The sequence below is a fragment of the Clostridioides sp. ES-S-0123-01 genome, from assembly GCF_020658415.1.
GTDB lineage: Bacteria > Bacillota > Clostridia > Peptostreptococcales > Peptostreptococcaceae > Clostridioides.
In genome coordinates this window covers 576,313-598,103 of sequence record NZ_JACVWD010000002.1, presented here as the reverse complement: position 1 = coordinate 598,103, position 21,791 = coordinate 576,313, and the positions used below count along the sequence as shown (strand labels likewise).

Here is a 21,791-nt window from a genome sequence, read left to right as displayed (position 1 = left end):
TAATTTGAAATATTGATATTGCTTATGTGTATAAATTAGCCTTGAGTTATATATGACTTAAAAGTAGATAAGGAGTAATTTAATAATTAATTTTGATTAAAATAAATAATATATTGTATGAATCCATAATAGTTTTACAAACTTTAAATCAAAAGATTAAATGAAATTTATAAATAAATAAAAAGTTTTAAACAGCAATCAAAGATTTGTAATAAAATACATCACTCACAAATATATTTATTATATAAGCTGATACCAGAAATATAAGAATTAACAATTGTGGAGGGATAAAATATGATAGCTGTTAAAGATGAGAATAACGTAGTAAACTTAAGAGGGGAGTTAGACAATAAGCTAGAATTTAGTCATGAGATATTTGGAGAGAAATTTTATAATGTGAAAATAAAGATAAACAGACTAAGTGATTCCTTTGATACACTTCCTATGACTGTGTCAGAGAGACTTCTTCAAGATATTGATATCAATAAACAAAATTTAGTCAATGTTGTAGGTCAATTGAGATCATATAATAAAACCTTAAATAATAAAAATAGATTAGTGCTTACAGTATTTGTTAGAGAAATAAAGGCTATAGAGGAGGAAAATAAAGACCCAAACAGCATATTTCTAGATGGGTATGTATGTAAAGAGCCTGTGTATAGGAAAACTCCTTTAGGAAGGGAAATAACTGATTTATTGGTAGCTATAAACAGACCTTATAATAAATCTGATTATATACCATCAATAGTTTGGGGGAGAAATGCAAAGTTTGCAAAAAACTTAAAAGTTGGTGATAGAATACAGCTTTGGGGTAGAGTTCAAAGTAGAGAGTATGAGAAAAAAATAGATGAGGATAATGTAGTGAAAAAAATGGCATATGAAGTATCTATATCAAAAATAAAAAAATTAGATGAAAATAATAATGATTAAATATTAAAAATATATTGTTTTTTCATTAAAAAAACTAATAAATTTGCTATAATAATATATTAAAAATAAATAAAGATTGTTTAAAAAAATACTAATGAAATATCTCTTGAATAGTTGCTCGCCATTTATTATAATGTAATCTGTACATAATTTATAATTGAGAAAATGAAGAGGTGAAGCATTGTGAAAAGCATATTATATCAGATAAATAGACAGCCAGTTAAAGCTAAATATACATCTGATGAATTAGAATGTTTTTTGGATACAATTGAGTATAATGTAGGGGATAAAATATTGCTTGTTGGCCATATAGGAAACCTAGGCAAGAGATTAAGAGGTCTTGGTACTTCTGTAACTATACTAGAGAATAGTAACTATGAAGATGTATGTTATTCTTTAGTATATAATGAAAATTGCAATGTAGTTAAAGGTAAGTTAGAGTTTTTGCCGTTTGATGATAATCAGTTCAACAAGATAATAATAGTAGACCAATTTAATGTTATTACAGATTGTGAAAAAGCTTCATCTGAAATACAAAGAGTTTTAAAAGGTAATGGAGAGGTTATATTAGAAGATTTAAACTTAAAAAATTTAAAAGTTAAACTAAACTATCTTAAGCATAAATTTTGTGGTTCTGTAGCAAAGATTCACTATCCACATGAAGTATTTAATATATTTTCAAGATTAAATTTTGATGGTATGATTAAAGAGTCAAATAAATTAAAATATATTTATGTGGGAAAAAGAAGATAAATGAGTTAAAATATAAATATGGATATAATATAAAAGACTAGGTTAAGCCTAGTCTTTTGTTATAAGGAGATGTAGATATGGAAATAAATTATGAGTTAATAATAATTGTTATGCTCTTTGTAATCCTAATGTCAATTCAATTTACTTTAAATAAGATATATTTAATCCTTAAGGAAATAAGACAAATACTTATGTTAAGAAAAAATAAGGAATGATAACTATGATAGATTTAGAATATATAAAATCTGATATTCAGAACATAGCTGAAGCTATAGTTTCAGTACTCAATATAGATGTAACTATAGTAAATAGAGACTTATTTAGGATTGCGGGTACAGGTATATATGTAGATAAAATAGGTGAAAAAGTAGATAAATATACAGCTTTTAAAAAGTCACTTACAGAACAAATTACAATACTAATTGATGACCCAAAGAGCAGTGATATATGTAGAGAATGTTATAAAAATAATGTCTGTGTGGAGTTTGCAGAAGTATGTTGCCCAATTATATGTGATGGAGAGTCTCATGGTGTTATAGGTCTTATAGCATTTACGAAAGAACAAGCACAGATTATAGAAAATAATAAAAGTGGACTTATAAACTTTTTATGTAAGATGGCAGACTTGATATCCAATAAACTAAAAGCTCAAATTAAAACGTACGAACTGGAATTAGAAAAGAAAAAATTAGAGACTTTATTAAACAATATGGATAAAGCTGTTGTGTCCATTGATGTAGATGGTAAGATTGATAAATATAATTCAAAGTTTAAAGAACTTTTCAATCTAAAGGACAATATAACTGGGAAAGATATATTCACTGAGTTAGATTTTATAAAGAAACCTTCTATAAATAACTTTAAGAAGGACAAATCATGTAGCTTTTTTTATAGGAGATACGGATATGATTCAAAAGGGATATATAACATCAATAAAATAGTATTAAAAAATGAACTAAAAGGATATGTTATTGACTTTATAGATAAAAGAGATGCTATAAAAAACTACAATAAGATGAATAAAGATTATAAGATAAAACTGGAAAATATAATTGGAGAGAGTATGGCTATAAGAAATTCAAAAAAAGAAGCCTTAATGGCTTCTAAATCTACTTCAACAGTACTTATTACTGGTGAAAGTGGAACAGGTAAAGAGCTATTTGCAAGAGCTATACACAACCATAGTAATAGGGTAGATAATCCTTTTATAGCTGTAAACTGTGCAGCGATACCAGATAATTTATTAGAGAGTGAATTATTTGGATATGAAGAAGGTGCTTTTACAGGGGCTAAAAAAGGTGGAAAACTTGGTATGTTTGAAATAGCCCATAAAGGAAGCATATTTTTAGATGAAATAGGAGATATGAGCTTGCATTTACAGTCAAAGTTGTTGAGGGTATTACAAGAAAAAGAGCTCAACAAGATTGGTAGTAAATCTAATGTTCTTATAGATGTAAGAATTATTGCTGCGACAAATAAAGATTTAGAAAAAATGGTTCAGAATGAAACTTTTAGAGAAGATTTATATTATAGATTAAATGTCATACCAATAAAGCTCCCAAGTTTAAGAGAAAGAAAAGATGATATACCACTTATAATAAAGCATATGATTAGAGAATACTCAAAAAAACTAGATAAAAATGTTATCGATATAGATACTAGGGTTGTCGATGCTATGATTGAATATAGGTGGCCAGGGAATATAAGAGAATTGCAGAATATTATTGAATACAGTGTGAATATGTCTTCATCTCCAATAATTACGATGAATGTAATTCCTCAGAAGATTAAAAATACATCAATAGAAGAATTAGAAGTTAGAAGTGATAAGATAATTCCATTAGAAGAACTTGAGAAAATTGAGATAATAAAAGCTTTAAATAAATACAAAGATTATAAAAGAGATAAAGAATTAACAGCCAAGGCACTTGGAATATCAAGAGCCACATTATATAGAAAAATTGAAAAATACAATATAATTTCTTAGTGATATAAAGTAATATAAGAATACAATAAAAAGTGATATAAAATTTAAATGTAAACAAATAACAATAGTCTATAAAGAGTAGTGGATGCTTAAATCCTGAGAATCTAAAAAATAGTAACTATTAAAATAATAATCGTCTCAAAATGATATAGAATCTCATTTTGAGATTTTTTTTTGTCTTTTTGCGAAATTGTCGTCTATTTAGCGAGTAAAAAAAAAATAAAATCTATATCTGAGTAAAAAAAAATATAATTAAAAGCAGTTATTTCAATGGATATACAATATCAAAGTGAAAAAATTGAAAAAAACAAAAAATGTGGCATGTATTTTGCTATAAATATAGATAAGAAATTATTTAATAAAATTATTTAAGTACTAAAATTAAACTTAATTGGGAGGTTTATATATAATGAGAGATATAAGAAAAGAATTAGTGGAAATGTTAAAAGCAGAGGTTAAACCAGCAGTAGGATGTACTGAGCCAGTAGCTTTAGCTCTAGCATGTGCAAAGGCAAAAGAATTACTAGGAGAAGAAATAGTAGAAAATCACATGTTAGTTAGCCCTAGTATCTATAAAAATGGTATGTGTGTAGGTATACCAGGAACTGAAAGATTAGGATTAAAAATAGCAGCAGCTCTAGGGATAATAGGAGGACATTCTGAAAACGGATTAAGTGTATTAGAAACTTTAACAAAGGAAGAAGTTAAAATAGCAGAAGATTATATGGACAATACTCCTTTATCAATAACACCTGCTGATACAAGAGAGAAAGTTTTTATAGAAGTTGCATTAAAAGGAGCAAATCATAATGCTAAAGTTAGAATAAGAACTAAACATGATAACTTTACATTTTTAGAAAAAGATGGAGAAGTATTATTGGATAATGAACCAAAAGTATCAGTTTCAAATGCTTCAGCAGAAAAAGTTGAGAGCTTAATGGATACTGTAACTATACAAGAATTAATAAAGAATGTAGAAGGCATTGATTTTAAAGATATAGAGTTTTTACTAGATGGAGTAAAAATGAATGAAGAAATGGCTGAATATGGATTGAAACAAAAGACTGGAATTGGTGTTGGATACGGAATCAAAAAGTCTATGGAAGAAGGTCTTTTAGGTAATGATGTTATAAACTATGCAATGATGTTAACTGCTGGAGCTTCAGATGCAAGAATGGCAGGAGTAAAAATGCCTGTTATGAGTTCAAATGGTAGTGGAAATCACGGATTAACAGCAATTCTTCCAATTGTTGCTTACAACAAAAAATTCCCACAATCTGATGAAAGACTAGCAAAAGCTTTAGCTATATCTCATTTAGTAACTGGTTATATTAAGAATTATACAGGTAGATTATCTGCTGTATGTGGCTGTGGAGTTGCAGCATCTACTGGAGCAACTGCTGGTATATCTTGGCTTATGGATGGAAGCGAAAAACAAATAGAAGGTGCAATAGAAAATATGATAGCTGACTTAAGTGGAATGATATGCGACGGAGCAAAAGCTGGTTGTGCATTAAAATTATCATCTGCTGCATCTGCTGCAATACAAAGTGCTATAATAGCTAAGCAAGACTGTTTTGTACCACCATTAAATGGTATAGTTGGTTCAAGTGTTGAGCAAAGTATACAAAACTTAGGAAGAGTAAGTGATAAAGGTATGTCTATAACAGATGAGATAATATTAAATGTAATGAATGACATGAATAAAGTTGATTAATATATTACAATATTTCTTATATTGCAATATATAGTAAAGCTGATATAAATAAATTTAATTAGTACCCTCTAATAAATTATGATTATGTATAAATGGGAAAAACTTGCTAGTGCAAGTTTTTTCTTTTTTGTCTAAAATATATAGTATATGATTTAGTAGAGATATATGATTTACTTAAAATAGATAATATCTTGTTAATAATTGTTGAATATACTTAAAAACTCAATAATATTGGCTAATATTGAATAAGAGTATTGAAAAAGTGAGCAATCTCTTATAAAATTAAGAAGGATTATTACAATTGGAGGTCTTTTTATGGATATAGAAACAAAAAAATGGGAAGTATTGTATTCAGAAGAAAAAATTAATGATAAATTAAAAGAATTAGGAGCAATTATAGAGAAGGACTACAAAGATAAAAATCTTATGATTGTGTCTCTATTAAAAGGAAGTTTTATATTTTGTGCAGATTTAGTTAGAAATATAAACTTACCTCTTAGAGTCAACTTTATGACTACTTCTAGTTATGGAAACAGTGAAGAAAGCACTGGAACAGTTAAGGTTGTTTCAGATGTAACTACTGATATAAAAGGATATGATGTATTGGTTGTAGACGATATTACTGACTCTGCCTTAACTATGGATTTTGTTTTAAAGCATCTAAAAGCTAAAAATCCTGCTAGTTTAAAATGTTGTGTACTTTTAGACAAGCCAAGCAGAAGAAAGGTTGATTTAGTACCAGATTATTGTGGGTTTGAGATAGAAGACAAATTCGTAGTAGGATATGGATTTGATTTTGGGGATTACTATAGGAATGTTCCTTATATATTTAATGTAACTGATGAAGATAGATAAGCAATTATTTAATTTTATAGGTATCTCGATATGATTTTGATAAATTATATTGAGGTACCTTTTTATTTTTAGGTCTGATTTGGAATTATCTTCTATTTATATCAAGCTATAAGTCCAACATAGTAAAATTGTTTTGATAGTTTTATCCAAGTTTTAATTCTGTGTTTGGAAATATAAAAAATTTTAAAAATTTGATAGGAAATACGATTTTTAATTGTATTAGTAGTTGTAGAAGCTTTTACAAAGGAGGAGTTAACTTGGAGGATAAATTGATAATTAAAAATATAATAAAGAAAAAAGAAAAGGGTATGGAAATGCTTATAGATGAGTATGGGAATTTTATAGCATCTATAGTTAGAAGGACTCTTATGAATGCTAAAATTTATGAGGAAGAATGTATTGATGATGTGCTTTTGGCAATTTGGAATAACATAGAAAAATTTGATAATGAAAAAAACTCTTTTAAAAACTGGATAGGTTCTATTTCTAAATACAGAGCGATTAATTATAGGAAAAAGTATATAAGTAGTAACACTTATTTAAATATAGAACATGAAGAAATACCATATATAGATAAAGAGTTGAGTATGAGAGAAATTGAAGAGGAAATAAATGACCTTATAGGCACATTAAATGATAAAGATGCAGAAATTTTTAGAAGATATTATTTAGAAGATATATCACTAAAGGATATAGCTATACAAAATGAAACCAGCGTTGAAAACTTACATAATAGATTATCAAGAGGAAGAAAGAAGTTGAGGCTGCATTTAAATAAAAAGAAAGTTTAGAGATAAGATAATTAAGAATTTAAATATAGAAAATATAGAATAAAAGGAGAATTTTTATGAAAGATAAATTTGATTTATTTAATGAAACAAATATAGATATAGAAAAATACGATGATGTTGTATTAAGTAATAAAGAAAAAGATGAAATGAAGAAGAGAATGAAATATAAGGTTCAATATAGTAAAAAGAATAATTTTAAGAGATATGCTTTAGTAGGAGGATTATCAGTGGTTATTTTAGGTTCAACTGCATTTACTAATGAAACTACATTAGCATATATGCAACATCTTGGAAAGCAGATAGAATATTTCTTTAATAAGGATACTGAAGAACTTAAACCTTATAAAAATATTGTAGATAATATTGCTACAGATAAAGGAATAGATATAAAGTTAAATGAGATTATGCTTGGCGATGGAGAATTATTTTTAAATATAAGTGTTGATGATAGCAAACTTGATAAAGATGCTTTGGGATTAAAGAAACAAGAAGGATTTTTAGGAATTGATGATATCAAAATAAAGGTTGGAGATATGAATTTTGTTTCAATAACAGGTCCTTCCACATCAGAAAAAAATAAAGATGGTACTACTAATATGGTTATGACTTGTAAGCTTGATAATCTGGATAAAGATGGAGATGGAAAAGGCGATATTGAAAATTTTGATTTACTAAAAAATGTGGATTTAAATAAAGACTATGATATAAATATAAGTATAAATAAAGTTGAGTATGAATTAAATAAAGATATAAAAACATCAAAAGAGATAGAGATAGGAAATATGGGAGGAGTAGAGGGTGAACACCTAAATGGCTATCTTAGCGGGAATTGGACATTTAATACAAGTATAAATGGTTCAAATATAGTCAAAGATACAAGAGTTTATAATGTAGATAAAAATGTAAAATTAAAAAATAAAAATATTGATGTGGATTTAGTCTTAAAAGAAGTAAGAGTCTCTCCTACGAAAATCAGAGTGATTTATGGATTTAAAACTAACAAATATAATTTCAATAAAGGTGATGATACACCAAAGATACTTGAGTTTGCACTTAAAGATGGAAGAGGAAAAGATTTAGAATTACTTAGTGGAGCAGGAGGTTATGACTTAAGTTACTCTAAGGGTAATTATATTGAATCTTCTTTAGAGTATGAAATTAAGAAAGATGTTAAAAACCTAAAAATAACGCCAACAATAGAAGATTGGAGTAAAGAAATTAATAATATAATAGAATTTAAAAATCAAAGTATAGATGTTGATATAAGTAAATAGATGTATTATCACATAATAAATTGTCTGTTCATATAATTATATAGAGCAATGTTAGATACTTGTATAATATTGCTCTAATTTTAAAATAGAGAGGATTTATTATATGGATGATTACAAAGACAATTTAGGTCCAAGTTTATATCAAGATGTAGGGCCAACGGGACCAACAGGACCAACAGGTCCGACAGGTCCTAAGGGAGCAACAGGGGCAACAGGAGCAAATGGAATAACAGGCCCAACAGGAAATACAGGAGCAACAGGAGCAAATGGAATAACAGGCCCAACAGGAAACACAGGAGCAACAGGAGCAAATGGAGCAACAGGAGAAACAGGACCTAGAGGGGCAACAGGGGCAACAGGAGCAAATGGAATAACAGGTCCAACAGGAAATACAGGAGCAACAGGGGCAAATGGAATAACAGGTCCAACAGGAAACAAAGGAGCAACAGGAGCAAATGGAGTAACAGGAGCAACAGGTCCAGCAGGAGCAACAGGAGCAACAGGCCCAACAGGAATAACAGGAGCAACAGGAGCAACAGGGGCAAATGGAATAACAGGTCCAACAGGAAATACAGGAGCAACAGGAGCAACAGGGGCAAATGGAATAACAGGCCCAACAGGAAACACAGGAGCAACAGGAGCAAATGGAGTAACAGGAGCAACGGGTCCAGATGGAGCAACAGGAGCAACAGGCCCAACAGGAAATACAGGAGCAACAGGAGCAGATGGAGTAACAGGAGCAACAGGGGCAATAGGGGCAACAGGTCCAACAGGTGCAGATGGAGAGGTAGGTCCAACAGGAGCAGTAGGAGCAACAGGTCCAGATGGAGCAATAGGTCCAACAGGAGTAGATGGGGCAACAGGCCCAACAGGAGCAGATGGAGCAGCAGGTCCAACAGGAGCAACAGGTCCAACAGGAGCAGATGGAGAGGTAGGTCCAACAGGAAATACAGGAGCGACAGGAGCAGATGGAGCAGTAGGCCCAACAGGAGCAGTAGGAGCAACAGGTCCAACAGGAGCAGATGGAGAGGTAGGTCCAACAGGAAATACAGGAGCAACAGGAGCAGATGGAGCAGTAGGTCCAACAGGAGCGACAGGAGCAACAGGAGAAACAGGAGCAACAGGAGCAGTGGGAGCAACAGGCCCAACAGGAGCAGATGGAGTAGCTGGAGCAACAGGTCCAACAGGAGCAACAGGAGAAAATGGAGCAGTAGGTCCAACAGGGGCAATAGGAGCAACAGGTCCAACAGGAGCAGCAGGGGCAATAGGTCCAACAGGGGCAACAGGGGCAAATGGAGCAACAGGGGCAACAGGAAATACAGGAGCAACAGGAGCAGATGGAGCAACAGGTCCAACAGGAGCAACAGGAGCAACAGGAGTGTTGGCGTCAAATAATGCACAGTTTGTAGTGTCTTCTACAACCTTAACAAATAACTCATTAGTTACATTTAACTCATCATTTATAAATGGAACTAATATAACTTTACCAACAAGTAGTACTATAAATCTTGCAGTGGGAGGTATATACAATGTATCTTTTGGTGTGCGTGCGACACTTTCACTTGCAGGATATATGTCAATCACTACTAACTTTAATGGAACTGCTCAAAGTAACTTTATTGCAAAAGCAGTAAATACACTTACATCATCAGATGTAAGTGTAGGGTTAGATTTCTTAGTCGATGCCAGAGCAGCAGCTGTTACTTTAAGCTTTACTTTTAATTCAACTACATCAGGGACTTCAGCGGCTGGATTTGTCTCAGTATATAGAATACAATAATTTGCCATAGGGGAAAAAATATAAAATAGCAAATATAGTAATGTATAACAGTAGGTAAAATATTAACTGAAAAGTGCTGTTAACAAGAAAGAAAATGATGTAGAGGTTATAATTTTTTAGAAAGTATATTAAAAAATCTCAATCTATTTATAAATAGATTGAGATTTATTATGTATAAAAAAATTATCCTAATATATCTGACATTTTATAAAGCCCAGACTTTCTACCAACTAAAAATTTAGCGGCAACTATAGAACCATCTGCAAAGACTTCATCAGATTGAGAATGGTGACTTAATGTAAGAACTTCATTATCACCTGCAAATATAACATCATGGTCACTGATTATATTACCACCTCTTATAGAGTGTATTCCAATTTCATTTGATTTCCTTTTACAATCTCTACCATATCTTCCATGTTTATTTTCACTTTCAGGTAAGACCTCTTTAATTGCATTGGCTATCATATTAGCAGTACCACTAGGAGCATCTTCCTTTCTGTTATGATGTTTTTCTATGATTTCAATATCAAAGCCTTCTAACATTTTTGATGCATCTTTAACTAATTTTATTAAAATATTTACACCTAGAGATGTATTTGAGGATAATAATATAGGAATATTTTTTGATGCTTTTTCTATTTTACTTAATTCATCCTCATCATATCCAGTAGTAGCTAATACTACAGAGGTATTGTTTTTTAGTGCGTATGATAAGATTGGGTTCAAAGTTTCATGATGTGAGAAATCTATTATAACATCAGCTTTTTCAGTTACATCAGTCATTGTCTTAAAAAGTTTCGTATCACCATGATAAGTATTTTCATCAGCAGACCTAGCTACACCACAAACTAACTCTAATTCACTATCTTTTTTTACACATTCTGCTAACACTCTTCCCATCGTTCCATTATAACCGCTAATTATAACTTTTAACATAAAATCCTCCTATGAAATTAATAAAAATTTGTTATATTTCTATAAGTTTATTTTATCACTAATATAATTTATATAAAATAATATTAGTCATAATAAACTTATAATTTGCTGGATATTAAAAAATTTTATTTATATTTAACATATATTAAATATAAGTTTGTATATCTTAAAATTTACTTAAAAATCAATATTAATATATTAAAATCAATAAAGATACATCTTTAAAAATATATAAATTTAGAGTATTAATTTTAAACCCAACAATTTGAGCATTAAAAGTGATATTATTAAATTAGAAGTATCTTAACTTAATATAATAAGATGGGAGAGGTGGCTATGTTAAATGAAGAAAAAACTTATCAAGAAAAGGATGCTAAAGCATTTAATGGAGTAGTAGCTTTGATAATGATTATCTTGTTTTTAGTAGTTTCAATAGGTGTTATGGTTTTTGGAATAATAAAACTTGACAATGGATTCACTGGAATAGGTTCGTTTATGTTAGTTTTAAGTATTTTATTTATAGTGATAGATTTTATACTGTGCTTTGGACTAAAAATGATTAACCCAAAAGAAGCTATAGTTCTAGTTTTATTTGGGAACTACTATGGAACTATAAAAAAAGAAGGATACTATTGGGTAAATCCATTTTGTTCAGCAGTAAATCCAACATCATCAGGAATTAATGTATCAAAATCTTCATCTACTGAAAAAGTAGATATATCCTCTAATCCAAGAGGAAAGAAAGTATCTTTAAAAACAATGACTCTTAATAATGAAAAACAAAAAGTTAATGACTTATTAGGAAATCCTATTATAATAGGTGTTGTTGTAATTTGGAAAGTTATAGATGCAACTAAAGCTGTATTTAATGTTGATAATTATAATACTTTTTTATCAATTCAATGTGATTCAACTATTCGTAATGTTTCAAGACTTTATCCATATGATGTGTCTGAAGATGGTGATGAAAAATCTCTTCGTGGTAGTAGTCAAGAGATAGCAGATAAATTACAAAAAGAATTACAATCTAGGGTAGATATTGCAGGAATTGAAGTATGTGAAGTAAGAATTACTCACCTTTCTTATGCACCAGAGATTGCAGCGGCTATGTTACAACGCCAACAAGCAGAAGATATAATAGCAGCACGTAAAAAGATTGTTGAGGGGGCTGTAAGTATGGTAGAGATGGCATTAACTAATTTAAGTGAGAATAATGTCGTGACTTTAGATGAGGAACATAAAGCAGCTATGGTGAGCAATTTATTGGTTGTTCTTTGTGGTAATAAAGATGCACAACCAGTAGTAAATAGTGGCTCAATTTATTAGTATAAAAGTAATATCATTAAATTAAGAGTATTTAATTAATATGTAATAAAGTCAAGAGTGCTTAGCTTGTATATAAGAAAATCAGTAAATTAAGGATATTTTAATTAGAGTGTAAGAAAATCAATAAATTAAAAATGTTTAAATTGCATGCAAGTAAATTAAGGGGATGTAACAAAGATAAATTAAATAGCTATAAAAAAGAGGGTGTCTCTAATGAATTAAATTCATATAGAGACACCTTTTAATCAATAATATTATTTTATAATTAGTCTAAGCTTCTAAGGTCTTCCATAAGTTTAGTCTTGTCAGCCGTTTTTTCGTCTTTCATTTTTATAACTTTAGCAGGAGAACCAGCAACAACAGCACCAGCTTCTACATCAGTAGTTACAACAGCACCAGCTGCAACAACAGCACCTTTACCGATTCTAACACCTTCAAGAACAACTGCATTAGCTCCTATTAAAACATCATCTTCAACTATAACAGGAGTAGCAGAAGGTGGCTCTAAAACACCAGCAACAACAGCACCAGCGCCTAAATGAACATTTTTACCAAGAGTACCTCTAGCACCAATAACAGCATTCATATCTACCATAGAACCTTCACCGATAACAGCTCCTATATTTATAACAGCTCCCATCATTACAACAGCATTTTTTTCTATAGTAACCATATCTCTTATTATTGCACCTGGTTCGATTCTTGCATGTTCACTTAAAGTATTTTTTAGAGGAATAGCAGAATTTCTTCTATCATATTCCACATGAGTATCTATTATATCGTTACCATGTTTATCTAATACTTCCATTATATCTTCATAGTCACCTACAAATACATAAGAACCATTGTTTCCAAATACTTTAAATTTATCAGTTGATTGGAAATGTAAAGAGTTAGTATTTACATATACTTTAGCAGGTGTTTTCTTTTTAACTTCTTTTATATATCTTGCTATTTCATAAGCATCGTTTAAATTTACCATTTGTTAATTCTCCTTGTATTTCATTATATTTCTTTTATTATATACTCAGATATACTAATTTATCAACTTTAGTATATACTTACTATTATTTATTTTTTAATAGCATTATTATTTTAGCATAATATTGAGTAAATTTATTTGTTATATCATATATTTTTACTTGTTTATATTTTTTACTTGTGATATAGATTTTTACTATCCTAACATGCTATCCATGTTATAAAATCCTGGTTTTTGTTTAACCAAGTATTTAGCAGCAGCTATAGAACCACTTGCAAAAATACCACGAGATTGAGCTTGATGACTTATTGTAAGGACTTCATTATCTCCAGCAAATAGAGCATCATGTGCACCAACGATATTTCCACCTCTTATAGCGTGGATACCAACCTCATTTGGTTGTCTTTTTGCACTACGCCCATATCTACCATAATTATTTTCAACGTTTGGTAAAACCTCTTTTATAGCGTTAGCAATCATAACAGCTGTACCACTTGGGGCATCTACTTTTCTGTTGTGATGTTTTTCTATTATTTCTATATCGAATCCTTCTAATAATTTAGCTGCATCTTTAACCAATTTCACTAATACATTTACACCAAGAGACATATTATATGATTGGAATACAGGAATAACTTTAGCCGCTTCATGTATTCTATTAATTTCTTCATCATTATATCCAGTAGTAGCAATTACTAAAGGAGTTTTAGTTTTTAAAACATAAGATAAAATATTATCTAAATTAGAGTGATGAGAAAAATCTATAACTACATCAGCTTCTTCAACTATAGTATTCATATCTTCATAAATTTTAAGATTGCCTTCACAGCTATCCATACCTCTAGCTGCAACACAAACTAATTCTAGTTCACTATCATCTCTTATAGTATCGGCTAAAATCTTGCCCATTTTTCCATCATAACCAGTTGCTATAACTTTTAACATAATTTCCTCCTATGATTAAGGGCTAACTTTTGACCAAACTTAGTCTTTTATCATGCATTAATTTGTACTATGCATTAACTTTTAGTCCAAAGTTAACTAATTCTTTCTTTAATACCTCTAAGTTTGCTGGGTCCATTTCTGCTAGAGGAAGTCTTAAATCTCCAACATTGAATCCTAATAAATTCATTGCAGTCTTAACTGGTATAGGATTTACTTCTATAAATAAAGCAGCGATTAAAGCATCCATACCAAGTTGTAATTTTCTAGAACCTTCTATATCGCCTTCAAAGAATTTAGCTACTAAATCGTGTGTTTCTTGAGGGCAAACATTAGCAAGTACTGATATAACTCCTTGACCTCCTAAAGACAATAAAGGAAGTATAGTATCATCATTACCAGAGTAGATAGCAAAGTCGTCTGGAACTAAGCTAGCTATTTCTGCAACTTGTCCTAAGTCCCCACTAGCTTCCTTTACAGCAACTATATTATCTATCTTAGCAAGTTCAACTATGAGACTAGGGCTTATATTAACACAAGTTCTTCCAGGTACATTGTAAAGTATAATTGGAAGTTTAACACTGTTAGCGATTGTTTCAAAATGACGTTTAAGTCCAGCTTTATTGGCTTTATTGTAATAAGGAGTTATTATTAATAGAGCATCTACTCCTAATTTTTCAGCTTCTTGACTTAAATTAACTGAGTGCATAGTATCATTAGAACCACTTCCTGCGATAACAGGAACTCTTTTATTAACTTTTTCAACAACATACTTAATAGTAGCAAGTTGTTCTTCATCAGTCATAGTATTAGCTTCACCAGTAGTACCACAAGCTACTATAGCATCAGTACCGTTAGCTATCTGGTATTCAACTAATTCACCTAATTTGTCAAAATCAACTTTGCTATCCTTTGTAAATGGAGTAACTAGAGCAACAGCAGAACCTTTAAATATCATAAAAAATCAATCCCCTCTTTTTTAGTTTTGTGTTTTATATTACAGTTACTTCTAATGCTTATCTTTACTTATTATTAATATTTTACAAAATCATATATTTATACAAATTTGTATACTATACTAAATCATATGATATAGCCATTTCAGCTATTTGGATTGCATTAGTTGCAGCACCTTTTCTTATATTGTCAGCAACAACCCAAAGGTTTACACCATTATCAACACTAAAGTCTCTTCTAATTCTTCCAACAAACACTTCATCTCTATCATCAAATTCTACAGCAGTTGGATATTCATTTTTAGCAGGATTATCAACTACTACAACTCCTGGAGCTTCTTCAAGTGTTTTTACTAAGTCTTCTAATTCAAATGGATTATTAAACTCAATGTTTATAGATTCACTATGACCATTTTTTACTGGAACTCTTACAGTAGTTGCAGTTATTTTTAAGTCGTAGTTATCAAGTATTTTCATAGTTTCGTTTACCATTTTCATTTCTTCCTTAGTATATCCATTTTCAGTAAATGAATCTATATGAGGAAGACAGTTATAAGAAATTTGATGTGGATAGAATCCAGTAGGATTACCAGTCATTCCTTTTTCTAAATCTTCAACCCCTTTAACACCAGAACCAGATACAGCTTGGTAAGTAGAGTAAACAACTCTCTTAATTTTGTATTTGTCATCAAGAGGTTTAAGAGGAACCATAGCTTGTATAGTAGAGCAGTTTGGATTAGCTATTATACCTTTATGTTTTTTTATAGCTTCTGGATTTACCTCAGGAACAACCAAAGGAACATCTGGATTCATTCTCCATTGACTAGAGTTATCTACTACCAAGATTCCATTTGATGCAGCTATTGGAGCATATTTTTCACTAATGCTTCCTCCAGCAGAGAATAACGCTATTTGTATTCCTCTATCAGTAAATGAAGTTTTTTTTAATTCTTCTACTATATATTCTTTACCACAAAACATTACTTTAGAACCAGCAGATTTAGAAGAAGAGAATAAAAATAGATTTTCTATTGGAAAATTTCTTTCTTCTAATACTTTTAAAAATGTTCTACCTACCATTCCAGTAGCACCAACTATTGCCACATTTACTTTTTTCATATTAAATTCACCCCAATTTTTAATTATTAAAACATTATTTGATTTTAGCTATACAAGTAAGATATGTTAATATTTTTATATGTCTAAAAACTTTAATATTATATTAACAACTTTAATTATATACAAAAAACGTACAAAGGTATACTTTGTACGTCTAGTTTATCACTCAAAGTAAACCCTGTAGCTCATCACCTATACAAATAAGTGACAGTATTACACATCTTATGTGTAATCCCAGAAAATATTATTGCAAGAAATATTTTCTTCGGCTATAAATCCTTTTTCCAATCATTAACGCTTGCCAGCTCCTATTGGATACTCTTATTTACAGCTACCTCTACCCTAGGTTAATAGGATATTAAAATTTGATTATTCTAATAATAATACATATTTTAGAAAAAATCAACTTATTTATAGAAATATTGCTAAAATTTAAATCCAAAATTTGTCAATTCTTGTTTTAAGACATTAAGATTAGCTTCTTCCATTTCAGCTAAAGGAAGTCTTAAATCTCCAACATTAAAACCTAAAATATTCATAGCAGTTTTAACTGGAACTGGATTTACTTCTATAAATAAGGCGTCAATTAAAGTATCCATATCAAGTTGTAATTTTTTAGAGCCTTCAATGTCACCTTCAAAGAATTTAGTTACTAAATCATGGGTTTCTTTAGGGCATATATTAGCAAGTACAGAGATAACACCACTTCCACCTAATGATAATAGAGGTAGTATAGTATCATCATTACCGGAGTATATAGCGAAGTCTTTAGGCACTAATTTAGCTATTTCTGCAACCTGAGCTAAATCTCCACTAGCTTCCTTCACAGCAACTATATTATCTATTTTAGCAAGCTCAGCCACAACAGATGGCTTTATATTTACCTTAGTTCTTCCTGGTACATTATATAAAATAATTGGTAATTTAACGCTTTTTGCTATTGTTTCAAAGTGAAGTTTAAGACCTTTTTCATTAGTCTTATTATAGTAAGGAGTTATGATTAAAAGACCATCCACTCCCAATTTTTCAGCTTCTTGGCTCATATGAACAGACAACATAGTATTGTTTGAACCAGTACCTGCTATAACTGGTATTCTCTTGTTGACTTTTTCAACTGTATATTTTATTACAGCAAAAATCTCAGATTCACTCATAGTAGTAGCTTCACCTGTTGTTCCACAAACAACTAGTGCATCTGTGTCATTTTCAATATGGTATTCGATTAATTCACCTAATTTTTCAAAGTTGACATTGTTATCCTCCATAAATGGGGTAACTAAAGCAACAGCAGAACCTTTAAATAACATATAATCAAATCTCCTTTTTTATTTAAATTTAATTTTTTAAGTACAATAATAATTATAGTACAAATTAATTAATTTTAATAGGTATAGTTAATATCTTAACTGTATAAAGTAAGATATTTATATTATATTAATATTAAAAAAATTTAAAATAAATGTTTTATTCTCAAAATATGCATATTAATTTAATAAAATATACCAAAATGGAAATAAAAAATAAATTTTATGCGAATTTAATAACTAATAATTAATATATTTAGGTTATAATAAATATGTGCGTAAAAATAAATAATAAGCATTAACATAGAAAATTTAGGAGGAATAATATGGATACTTTAAAGGAACTTTTTAAAATAGGAAGTGGACCTTCAAGTTCTCATACTATGGGGCCACAAAGAGCAGCGGAAAGATTTAAAAATGAAAATCCAGATGCAGAAAGTTTTAGAGCAATATTATATGGTAGTTTAGCTGCTACAGGAAAAGGTCACTTAACAGATTATATAATTGAAAAAACTATAGCTCCAAAGAAAGTTGAAATCGTTTGGGAGGAAGATATAATAAAAGATTTTCATCCAAATGGAATGAAGTTTGAAGCTTTAGATAAAGATGGAAATGTGACAGCTGAATGGACTGTATATTCTGTTGGTGGAGGAACTATAGCAGAAGAAGGTCAAAGAAACAGTAAAAGCAATAGTATATATCACTTAGACACTATGGATGAAATAGTGAAATGGTGTAAAGAAAATAATAAAACTTTAGTTGATTTTGTGTTAGAATGTGAACCATCTGATATAAAAGACTATATAAAAACTATAAAAGATGCTATGAGAAAATCTATTGATGATGGACTAAGCACAGATGAAGTAATACCAGGTAAATTATTATTAAAAAGAAGAGCAAATAATTTTTATAAAGCGTATCAAGAAGATAAAAGTTTTTCAACACTTGTATATGCATATGCACTAGCAGCTTCAGAGCAAAATGCTTCTGGTAATATAATAGTTACAGCACCGACTTGTGGTTCTGCTGGGGTAATACCAGGAATATTCTTTGCAATGCAAGATTTTTATAAATACGATGATGAAAAAATAATTGAAGCATTACTTGTAGCTGGAATAATTGGAAATATAATAAAAACTAATGCATCAATATCTGGTGCAGAAGTAGGATGTCAAGGTGAGGTTGGAGCAGCTTGTTCGATGGCAGCAGCGGCAGTAGCGTATTTAAAGGGTGGTACTATAGACCATATTGAATATGCAGCAGAGATAGCACTTGAACATCATCTAGGAATGACTTGTGACCCTGTATATGGATATGTCCAAATTCCATGTATAGAAAGAAATGCAATGGCAGCTCAAAGAGCTTATGATGCAGCTAAGTATGCATTATTAACTGATGGCTCACATTCTGTCTCCTTGGACCAAGTCGTTGAAACAATGAAAGAAACTGGTATCGATATGATGGATAAATACAAAGAAACTGCAAAAGGTGGACTTGCTAAACACTTCTTCTCTTGCTAAAATTAAAAATTTTTCAATAATAATTCCCCTGTTTTGATTTATGAAACAGGGGAATTATTATTAATGGTGAATTATTTAATAATGCAAAATATTTTTATATTCAATTTAGTTTTTTATTTTTAAATATGAAAGTATATTATATAATATTTTAATTATAAGAGATATAGAAATATTTTTATAATAAATTATAATTTGGAGGAGATTACATGAGAGAGGCATCGTATTTACAAGAACAACTTTACAAGCATAGGAATGCATTAAATCCTATTGCAGAAATTGGAAGAAAAGAGTATAAGACTTCAAAATATATAAGGGATTATCTTGATAAAATAGGAGTTGAATATGAAGTTTATTTAGAAACAGGAATAGTAGGTGTGATAGAAGGTAAAAGACCAAGAAAAGATATAGCTTTTAGAGCTGATATAGATGGTCTTCGTAGTGAAGAAGGTGTAAAACACTTATGTGGCCATGATGGACATGCTACTATATTGCTTGGATTAATTGAGTATTTAAATGATAATAAAGAAGATTTAAATGATAATGTTGTATTTATATTCCAACCAGCAGAAGAAGGGCCAGGTGGAGCAAAAGCATTGATAGATGCAGGTGTGCTTAGAAAATACAATGTGGATGAGATATATGGGCTTCATATATACCCAGAATTACCAGAAGGTTATGTAGGTACAAGAGAAGGATACTTCATGGCTCAAATAGGAGATATTGATATAGAAATAGTATCTAAAAGTGGACATGGAGCTATGCCACAAAATGGAATTGATGGTATAGTGATAGCTTCAAACTTTATAAGTTCACTTCAAACTATAGTATCAAGAAATATAAGTCCAATAGACAATGCAGTGTTGACTATAGGTAGAATTGAAGGAGGGGCTAGAAGAAATATAATAGCTGAAAATATAAAGATGGAAGGCACTATTAGATGTTTTAATCCAGAAGTGTATGAGAGAATGAAACTTAGAGTTAAAGAACTTGCTAGAGGCTTTGAATTGTCTTATAACTGTAAGGTAAATATAAATATTATGGATGATTATATAGCTGTTAAAAATGATAAGGACTTGTATAAAGAGTTTGTAGAAGCTGTTGGAAAGGATACGGCTATAGAATTAGACCCACTTATGATATCAGAAGATTTCTCTTATTATCAAAAAGAAGTTCCAGGACTGTTCTTTATGTTGGGCTCAAGAAATGAAAAAAAAGGATTTGTAAATGGACTTCATAATATAAACTTTAACTTTGATGAAAAAATATGTGTGAATGCACTAAATGTCTATGCAAAACTATTAAAATATAAAAAAGCAATAGATTAAAATATATTCAGTTTTGTAATGAATAAGTTGTAGATAGCTTAGAGAAAAAGGTCAATTTTTTGGTAAGACTGTAAATAACATATATTAAAATTATAAATAACACATACTTAGAAAGAATAATTTTAAAAAGTCATAAATTTAAAATACTTACATTTAAAAACATATGAATTGATAAATACCCCTTACTTATTTGTATAAATTTCTTTTAATTGACAAAAATACAAATAAGAAGGGGTGATTTTTTTGAAAGAAAATATGAAAAGAGAAAAGAAGATAACTAATGGCAAGAATACTAAAATATTGACAAATGATGATATAATGAAATATGAGATAGCCTCTGAACTAGGTCTTATGGACAAAGTTGGAGAACGTGGGTGGGCAGGACTTACAGCTAAAGAAGCTGGAAGAATTGGAGGTATGCTTACATCACGCAAAAAGAGGCTGAGAAAGATTGTGGAGGGGCAGAATAAAAAGGATGAGTCAATATAGTGATTTTGCGTTTGTATATGATGAACTTATGAATGAAGTTGATTATGATGGATGGGTTAAATATATAGAAGATATAATAGCTAATGAAGGTGTAAAAGTAAAAAATATATTGGAATTAGCATGTGGTACAGGTAATCTCACAATTCCATTAACTAAAAAGAGCTATGATATAGCTGGAATTGATATATCTGATGAAATGCTTAGTGTAGCAAGAGAAAAGGCAGAAAAAGAAGGCGTAGAGTTAGTTTTACTTCAACAAGATATATCAGAGCTGGACTTTGATATATCCGATTTGGATTGTGTACTTTGTGCTTGTGATGGATTTAATTATATAACTTATGATGATGATTTAGAAAATGTATTTTCAAAAACATATGAATTATTAAAGCAAGATGGAATCTTTATATTTGATATAAGTTCATTTTATAAATTAGCCAATATATTAGGAGATAATATGTATGGAGAAAACAGAGAAGATATAGCTTATATGTGGCAAAATTACTTTGATGATGAAGAAAATTTGATTGAAATGGAACTGACATTTTTTATTAAAGATGAATATGGAAAGTTTGAAAGATTTGAAGAAGTACATCAACAAAGGGCATATACTGAGGATGAAATAGTTGATATGCTTAAAAAATCTGGATTTAGGGATATAAAATATTATGGAGATTTTACATTTGAAAAACCTAATGAAGAAAGTCAAAGGATATTCTTTGTATGTAAAAAATAAAGCTTTTCTTGTTGTGTACAAAAAGAAGTGTTATTAATATAAAATGTTATTGATGAAGATATAAAATAT

The 21,791-nt window shown here is 29.8% G+C and carries 19 protein-coding genes and 1 riboswitch; of the genes, 13 read left to right on the top strand and 6 right to left on the bottom strand.

Going from position 1 to position 21,791, the window contains the following annotated elements; genetic code table 11:
- The first annotated feature begins 294 nt into the window (after window positions 1-294).
- The 8 genes from IC175_RS06170 (at window position 295) to IC175_RS06135 (ending at window position 10,087) form a co-directional block, all read left to right on the top strand.
- Entirely contained in the window at window positions 295-930 is a 636-nt protein-coding gene (locus IC175_RS06170; protein ID WP_227433712.1) for a single-stranded DNA-binding protein, read from the top strand.
- A gap of 183 nt (window positions 931-1,113) precedes the next feature.
- A complete protein-coding gene (locus IC175_RS06165; protein WP_227433713.1) occupies window positions 1,114-1,683 on the top strand; it encodes a class I SAM-dependent methyltransferase in 570 nt (189 codons plus the stop codon).
- A gap of 211 nt (window positions 1,684-1,894) precedes the next feature.
- A complete protein-coding gene (locus IC175_RS06160) occupies window positions 1,895-3,670 on the top strand; it encodes a sigma-54 interaction domain-containing protein (RefSeq protein WP_227433714.1) in 1,776 nt (591 codons plus the stop codon).
- 409 nt (window positions 3,671-4,079) lie between these two features.
- Window positions 4,080-5,387 (top strand): serine dehydratase subunit alpha family protein, encoded by a 1,308-nt coding sequence (locus IC175_RS06155; RefSeq protein WP_227433715.1) that lies wholly within the window; start codon window positions 4,080-4,082, stop codon window positions 5,385-5,387.
- 315 nt (window positions 5,388-5,702) lie between these two features.
- Entirely contained in the window at window positions 5,703-6,242 is a 540-nt protein-coding gene (gene hpt / locus IC175_RS06150; RefSeq protein WP_227433716.1) for a hypoxanthine phosphoribosyltransferase, read from the top strand.
- Window positions 6,243-6,499: 257 nt separating this feature from the next.
- Window positions 6,500-7,033, top strand: a complete 534-nt coding sequence (locus tag IC175_RS06145) for a sigma-70 family RNA polymerase sigma factor (protein ID WP_227481874.1) — start codon at window positions 6,500-6,502, stop codon at window positions 7,031-7,033.
- A 56-nt stretch (window positions 7,034-7,089) separates the two neighbouring features.
- Complete coding sequence (locus IC175_RS06140) at window positions 7,090-8,307, top strand: DUF4179 domain-containing protein (protein WP_227851291.1); 1,218 nt, start codon at window positions 7,090-7,092, stop codon at window positions 8,305-8,307.
- 103 nt (window positions 8,308-8,410) lie between these two features.
- The gene (locus IC175_RS06135) at window positions 8,411-10,087 is read left to right on the top strand and encodes an exosporium protein (protein ID WP_227851290.1); all 1,677 of its coding nucleotides are present in this window, start codon (window positions 8,411-8,413) and stop codon (window positions 10,085-10,087) included.
- Between the two features lie 183 nt (window positions 10,088-10,270).
- Here IC175_RS06135 and dapB (IC175_RS06130) read toward each other — a convergent pair whose 3' ends face one another.
- Window positions 10,271-11,026 carry a 4-hydroxy-tetrahydrodipicolinate reductase gene (gene dapB, locus IC175_RS06130; protein WP_227851289.1) on the bottom strand — a complete coding sequence of 252 codons (756 nt, stop codon included), beginning with the start codon at window positions 11,024-11,026 and terminating at the stop codon, window positions 10,271-10,273.
- A 336-nt stretch (window positions 11,027-11,362) separates the two neighbouring features.
- Here dapB (IC175_RS06130) and IC175_RS06125 point away from each other — a divergent pair, with 336 nt between their 5' ends.
- Complete coding sequence (locus IC175_RS06125; RefSeq protein WP_227851288.1) at window positions 11,363-12,352, top strand: SPFH domain-containing protein; 990 nt, start codon at window positions 11,363-11,365, stop codon at window positions 12,350-12,352.
- Window positions 12,353-12,617: 265 nt separating this feature from the next.
- Here IC175_RS06125 and dapD read toward each other — a convergent pair whose 3' ends face one another.
- From dapD to dapA (IC175_RS06100), 5 genes are all read right to left on the bottom strand, one after another.
- Window positions 12,618-13,334 carry a 2,3,4,5-tetrahydropyridine-2,6-dicarboxylate N-acetyltransferase gene (dapD, locus tag IC175_RS06120; RefSeq protein WP_227851287.1) on the bottom strand — a complete coding sequence of 239 codons (717 nt, stop codon included), beginning with the start codon at window positions 13,332-13,334 and terminating at the stop codon, window positions 12,618-12,620.
- 195 nt (window positions 13,335-13,529) lie between these two features.
- The gene (gene dapB / locus IC175_RS06115; RefSeq protein ID WP_227851286.1) at window positions 13,530-14,279 is read right to left on the bottom strand and encodes a 4-hydroxy-tetrahydrodipicolinate reductase; all 750 of its coding nucleotides are present in this window, start codon (window positions 14,277-14,279) and stop codon (window positions 13,530-13,532) included.
- Window positions 14,280-14,346: 67 nt separating this feature from the next.
- Window positions 14,347-15,234 (bottom strand): 4-hydroxy-tetrahydrodipicolinate synthase, encoded by an 888-nt coding sequence (gene dapA, locus IC175_RS06110; RefSeq protein WP_227433724.1) that lies wholly within the window; start codon window positions 15,232-15,234, stop codon window positions 14,347-14,349.
- 115 nt (window positions 15,235-15,349) lie between these two features.
- Window positions 15,350-16,351: an aspartate-semialdehyde dehydrogenase gene (locus IC175_RS06105; RefSeq protein ID WP_227851285.1), complete on the bottom strand. Its 1,002-nt coding sequence runs from the start codon at window positions 16,349-16,351 to the stop codon at window positions 15,350-15,352.
- A 173-nt stretch (window positions 16,352-16,524) separates the two neighbouring features.
- Window positions 16,525-16,699: riboswitch (Lysine riboswitch) on the bottom strand.
- 77 nt (window positions 16,700-16,776) lie between these two features.
- Window positions 16,777-17,658 carry a 4-hydroxy-tetrahydrodipicolinate synthase gene (gene dapA, locus IC175_RS06100; RefSeq protein ID WP_227433726.1) on the bottom strand — a complete coding sequence of 294 codons (882 nt, stop codon included), beginning with the start codon at window positions 17,656-17,658 and terminating at the stop codon, window positions 16,777-16,779.
- A gap of 323 nt (window positions 17,659-17,981) precedes the next feature.
- On the opposite strand from dapA (IC175_RS06100), the gene IC175_RS06095 reads away from it, so the two are divergent.
- From IC175_RS06095 to IC175_RS06080, 4 genes are all read left to right on the top strand, one after another.
- Window positions 17,982-19,175: an L-serine ammonia-lyase gene (locus tag IC175_RS06095; protein ID WP_227433727.1), complete on the top strand. Its 1,194-nt coding sequence runs from the start codon at window positions 17,982-17,984 to the stop codon at window positions 19,173-19,175.
- Window positions 19,176-19,381: 206 nt separating this feature from the next.
- Window positions 19,382-20,500 carry an N-acetyldiaminopimelate deacetylase gene (locus IC175_RS06090; RefSeq protein ID WP_227433728.1) on the top strand — a complete coding sequence of 373 codons (1,119 nt, stop codon included), beginning with the start codon at window positions 19,382-19,384 and terminating at the stop codon, window positions 20,498-20,500.
- A 255-nt stretch (window positions 20,501-20,755) separates the two neighbouring features.
- Window positions 20,756-20,989, top strand: a complete 234-nt coding sequence (locus IC175_RS06085) for a small, acid-soluble spore protein, alpha/beta type (protein WP_227433989.1) — start codon at window positions 20,756-20,758, stop codon at window positions 20,987-20,989.
- On the top strand, window positions 20,976-21,722 hold the full coding sequence (locus IC175_RS06080; RefSeq protein ID WP_227851284.1) for a class I SAM-dependent methyltransferase: 747 nt from the start codon (window positions 20,976-20,978) through the stop codon (window positions 21,720-21,722). The genes IC175_RS06085 and IC175_RS06080 overlap by 14 nt, the downstream gene beginning before the upstream one ends.
- Window positions 21,723-21,791: the final 69 nt, after the last annotated feature.

Coding starts and splice junctions, on each gene's coding strand:
- IC175_RS06090 (WP_227433728.1), top strand. CDS start 19,382: ATGAGAGAGGCATCGTATTTACAAGAACAACTTTACAAGCATAGGAAT.
- hpt (WP_227433716.1), top strand. CDS start 5,703: ATGGATATAGAAACAAAAAAATGGGAAGTATTGTATTCAGAAGAAAAA.
- dapA (WP_227433724.1), bottom strand. CDS start 15,234: ATGATATTTAAAGGTTCTGCTGTTGCTCTAGTTACTCCATTTACAAAG.
- dapA (WP_227433726.1), bottom strand. CDS start 17,658: ATGTTATTTAAAGGTTCTGCTGTTGCTTTAGTTACCCCATTTATGGAG.
- IC175_RS06155 (WP_227433715.1), top strand. CDS start 4,080: ATGAGAGATATAAGAAAAGAATTAGTGGAAATGTTAAAAGCAGAGGTT.
- IC175_RS06095 (WP_227433727.1), top strand. CDS start 17,982: ATGGATACTTTAAAGGAACTTTTTAAAATAGGAAGTGGACCTTCAAGT.
- dapB (WP_227851286.1), bottom strand. CDS start 14,279: ATGTTAAAAGTTATAGCAACTGGTTATGATGGAAAAATGGGCAAGATT.
- IC175_RS06105 (WP_227851285.1), bottom strand. CDS start 16,351: ATGAAAAAAGTAAATGTGGCAATAGTTGGTGCTACTGGAATGGTAGGT.
- dapB (WP_227851289.1), bottom strand. CDS start 11,026: ATGTTAAAAGTTATAATTAGCGGTTATAATGGAACGATGGGAAGAGTG.
- IC175_RS06160 (WP_227433714.1), top strand. CDS start 1,895: ATGATAACTATGATAGATTTAGAATATATAAAATCTGATATTCAGAAC.
- IC175_RS06170 (WP_227433712.1), top strand. CDS start 295: ATGATAGCTGTTAAAGATGAGAATAACGTAGTAAACTTAAGAGGGGAG.
- IC175_RS06080 (WP_227851284.1), top strand. CDS start 20,976: ATGAGTCAATATAGTGATTTTGCGTTTGTATATGATGAACTTATGAAT.
- IC175_RS06125 (WP_227851288.1), top strand. CDS start 11,363: ATGTTAAATGAAGAAAAAACTTATCAAGAAAAGGATGCTAAAGCATTT.
- IC175_RS06085 (WP_227433989.1), top strand. CDS start 20,756: ATGAAAAGAGAAAAGAAGATAACTAATGGCAAGAATACTAAAATATTG.
- dapD (WP_227851287.1), bottom strand. CDS start 13,334: ATGGTAAATTTAAACGATGCTTATGAAATAGCAAGATATATAAAAGAA.
- IC175_RS06135 (WP_227851290.1), top strand. CDS start 8,411: ATGGATGATTACAAAGACAATTTAGGTCCAAGTTTATATCAAGATGTA.
- IC175_RS06140 (WP_227851291.1), top strand. CDS start 7,090: ATGAAAGATAAATTTGATTTATTTAATGAAACAAATATAGATATAGAA.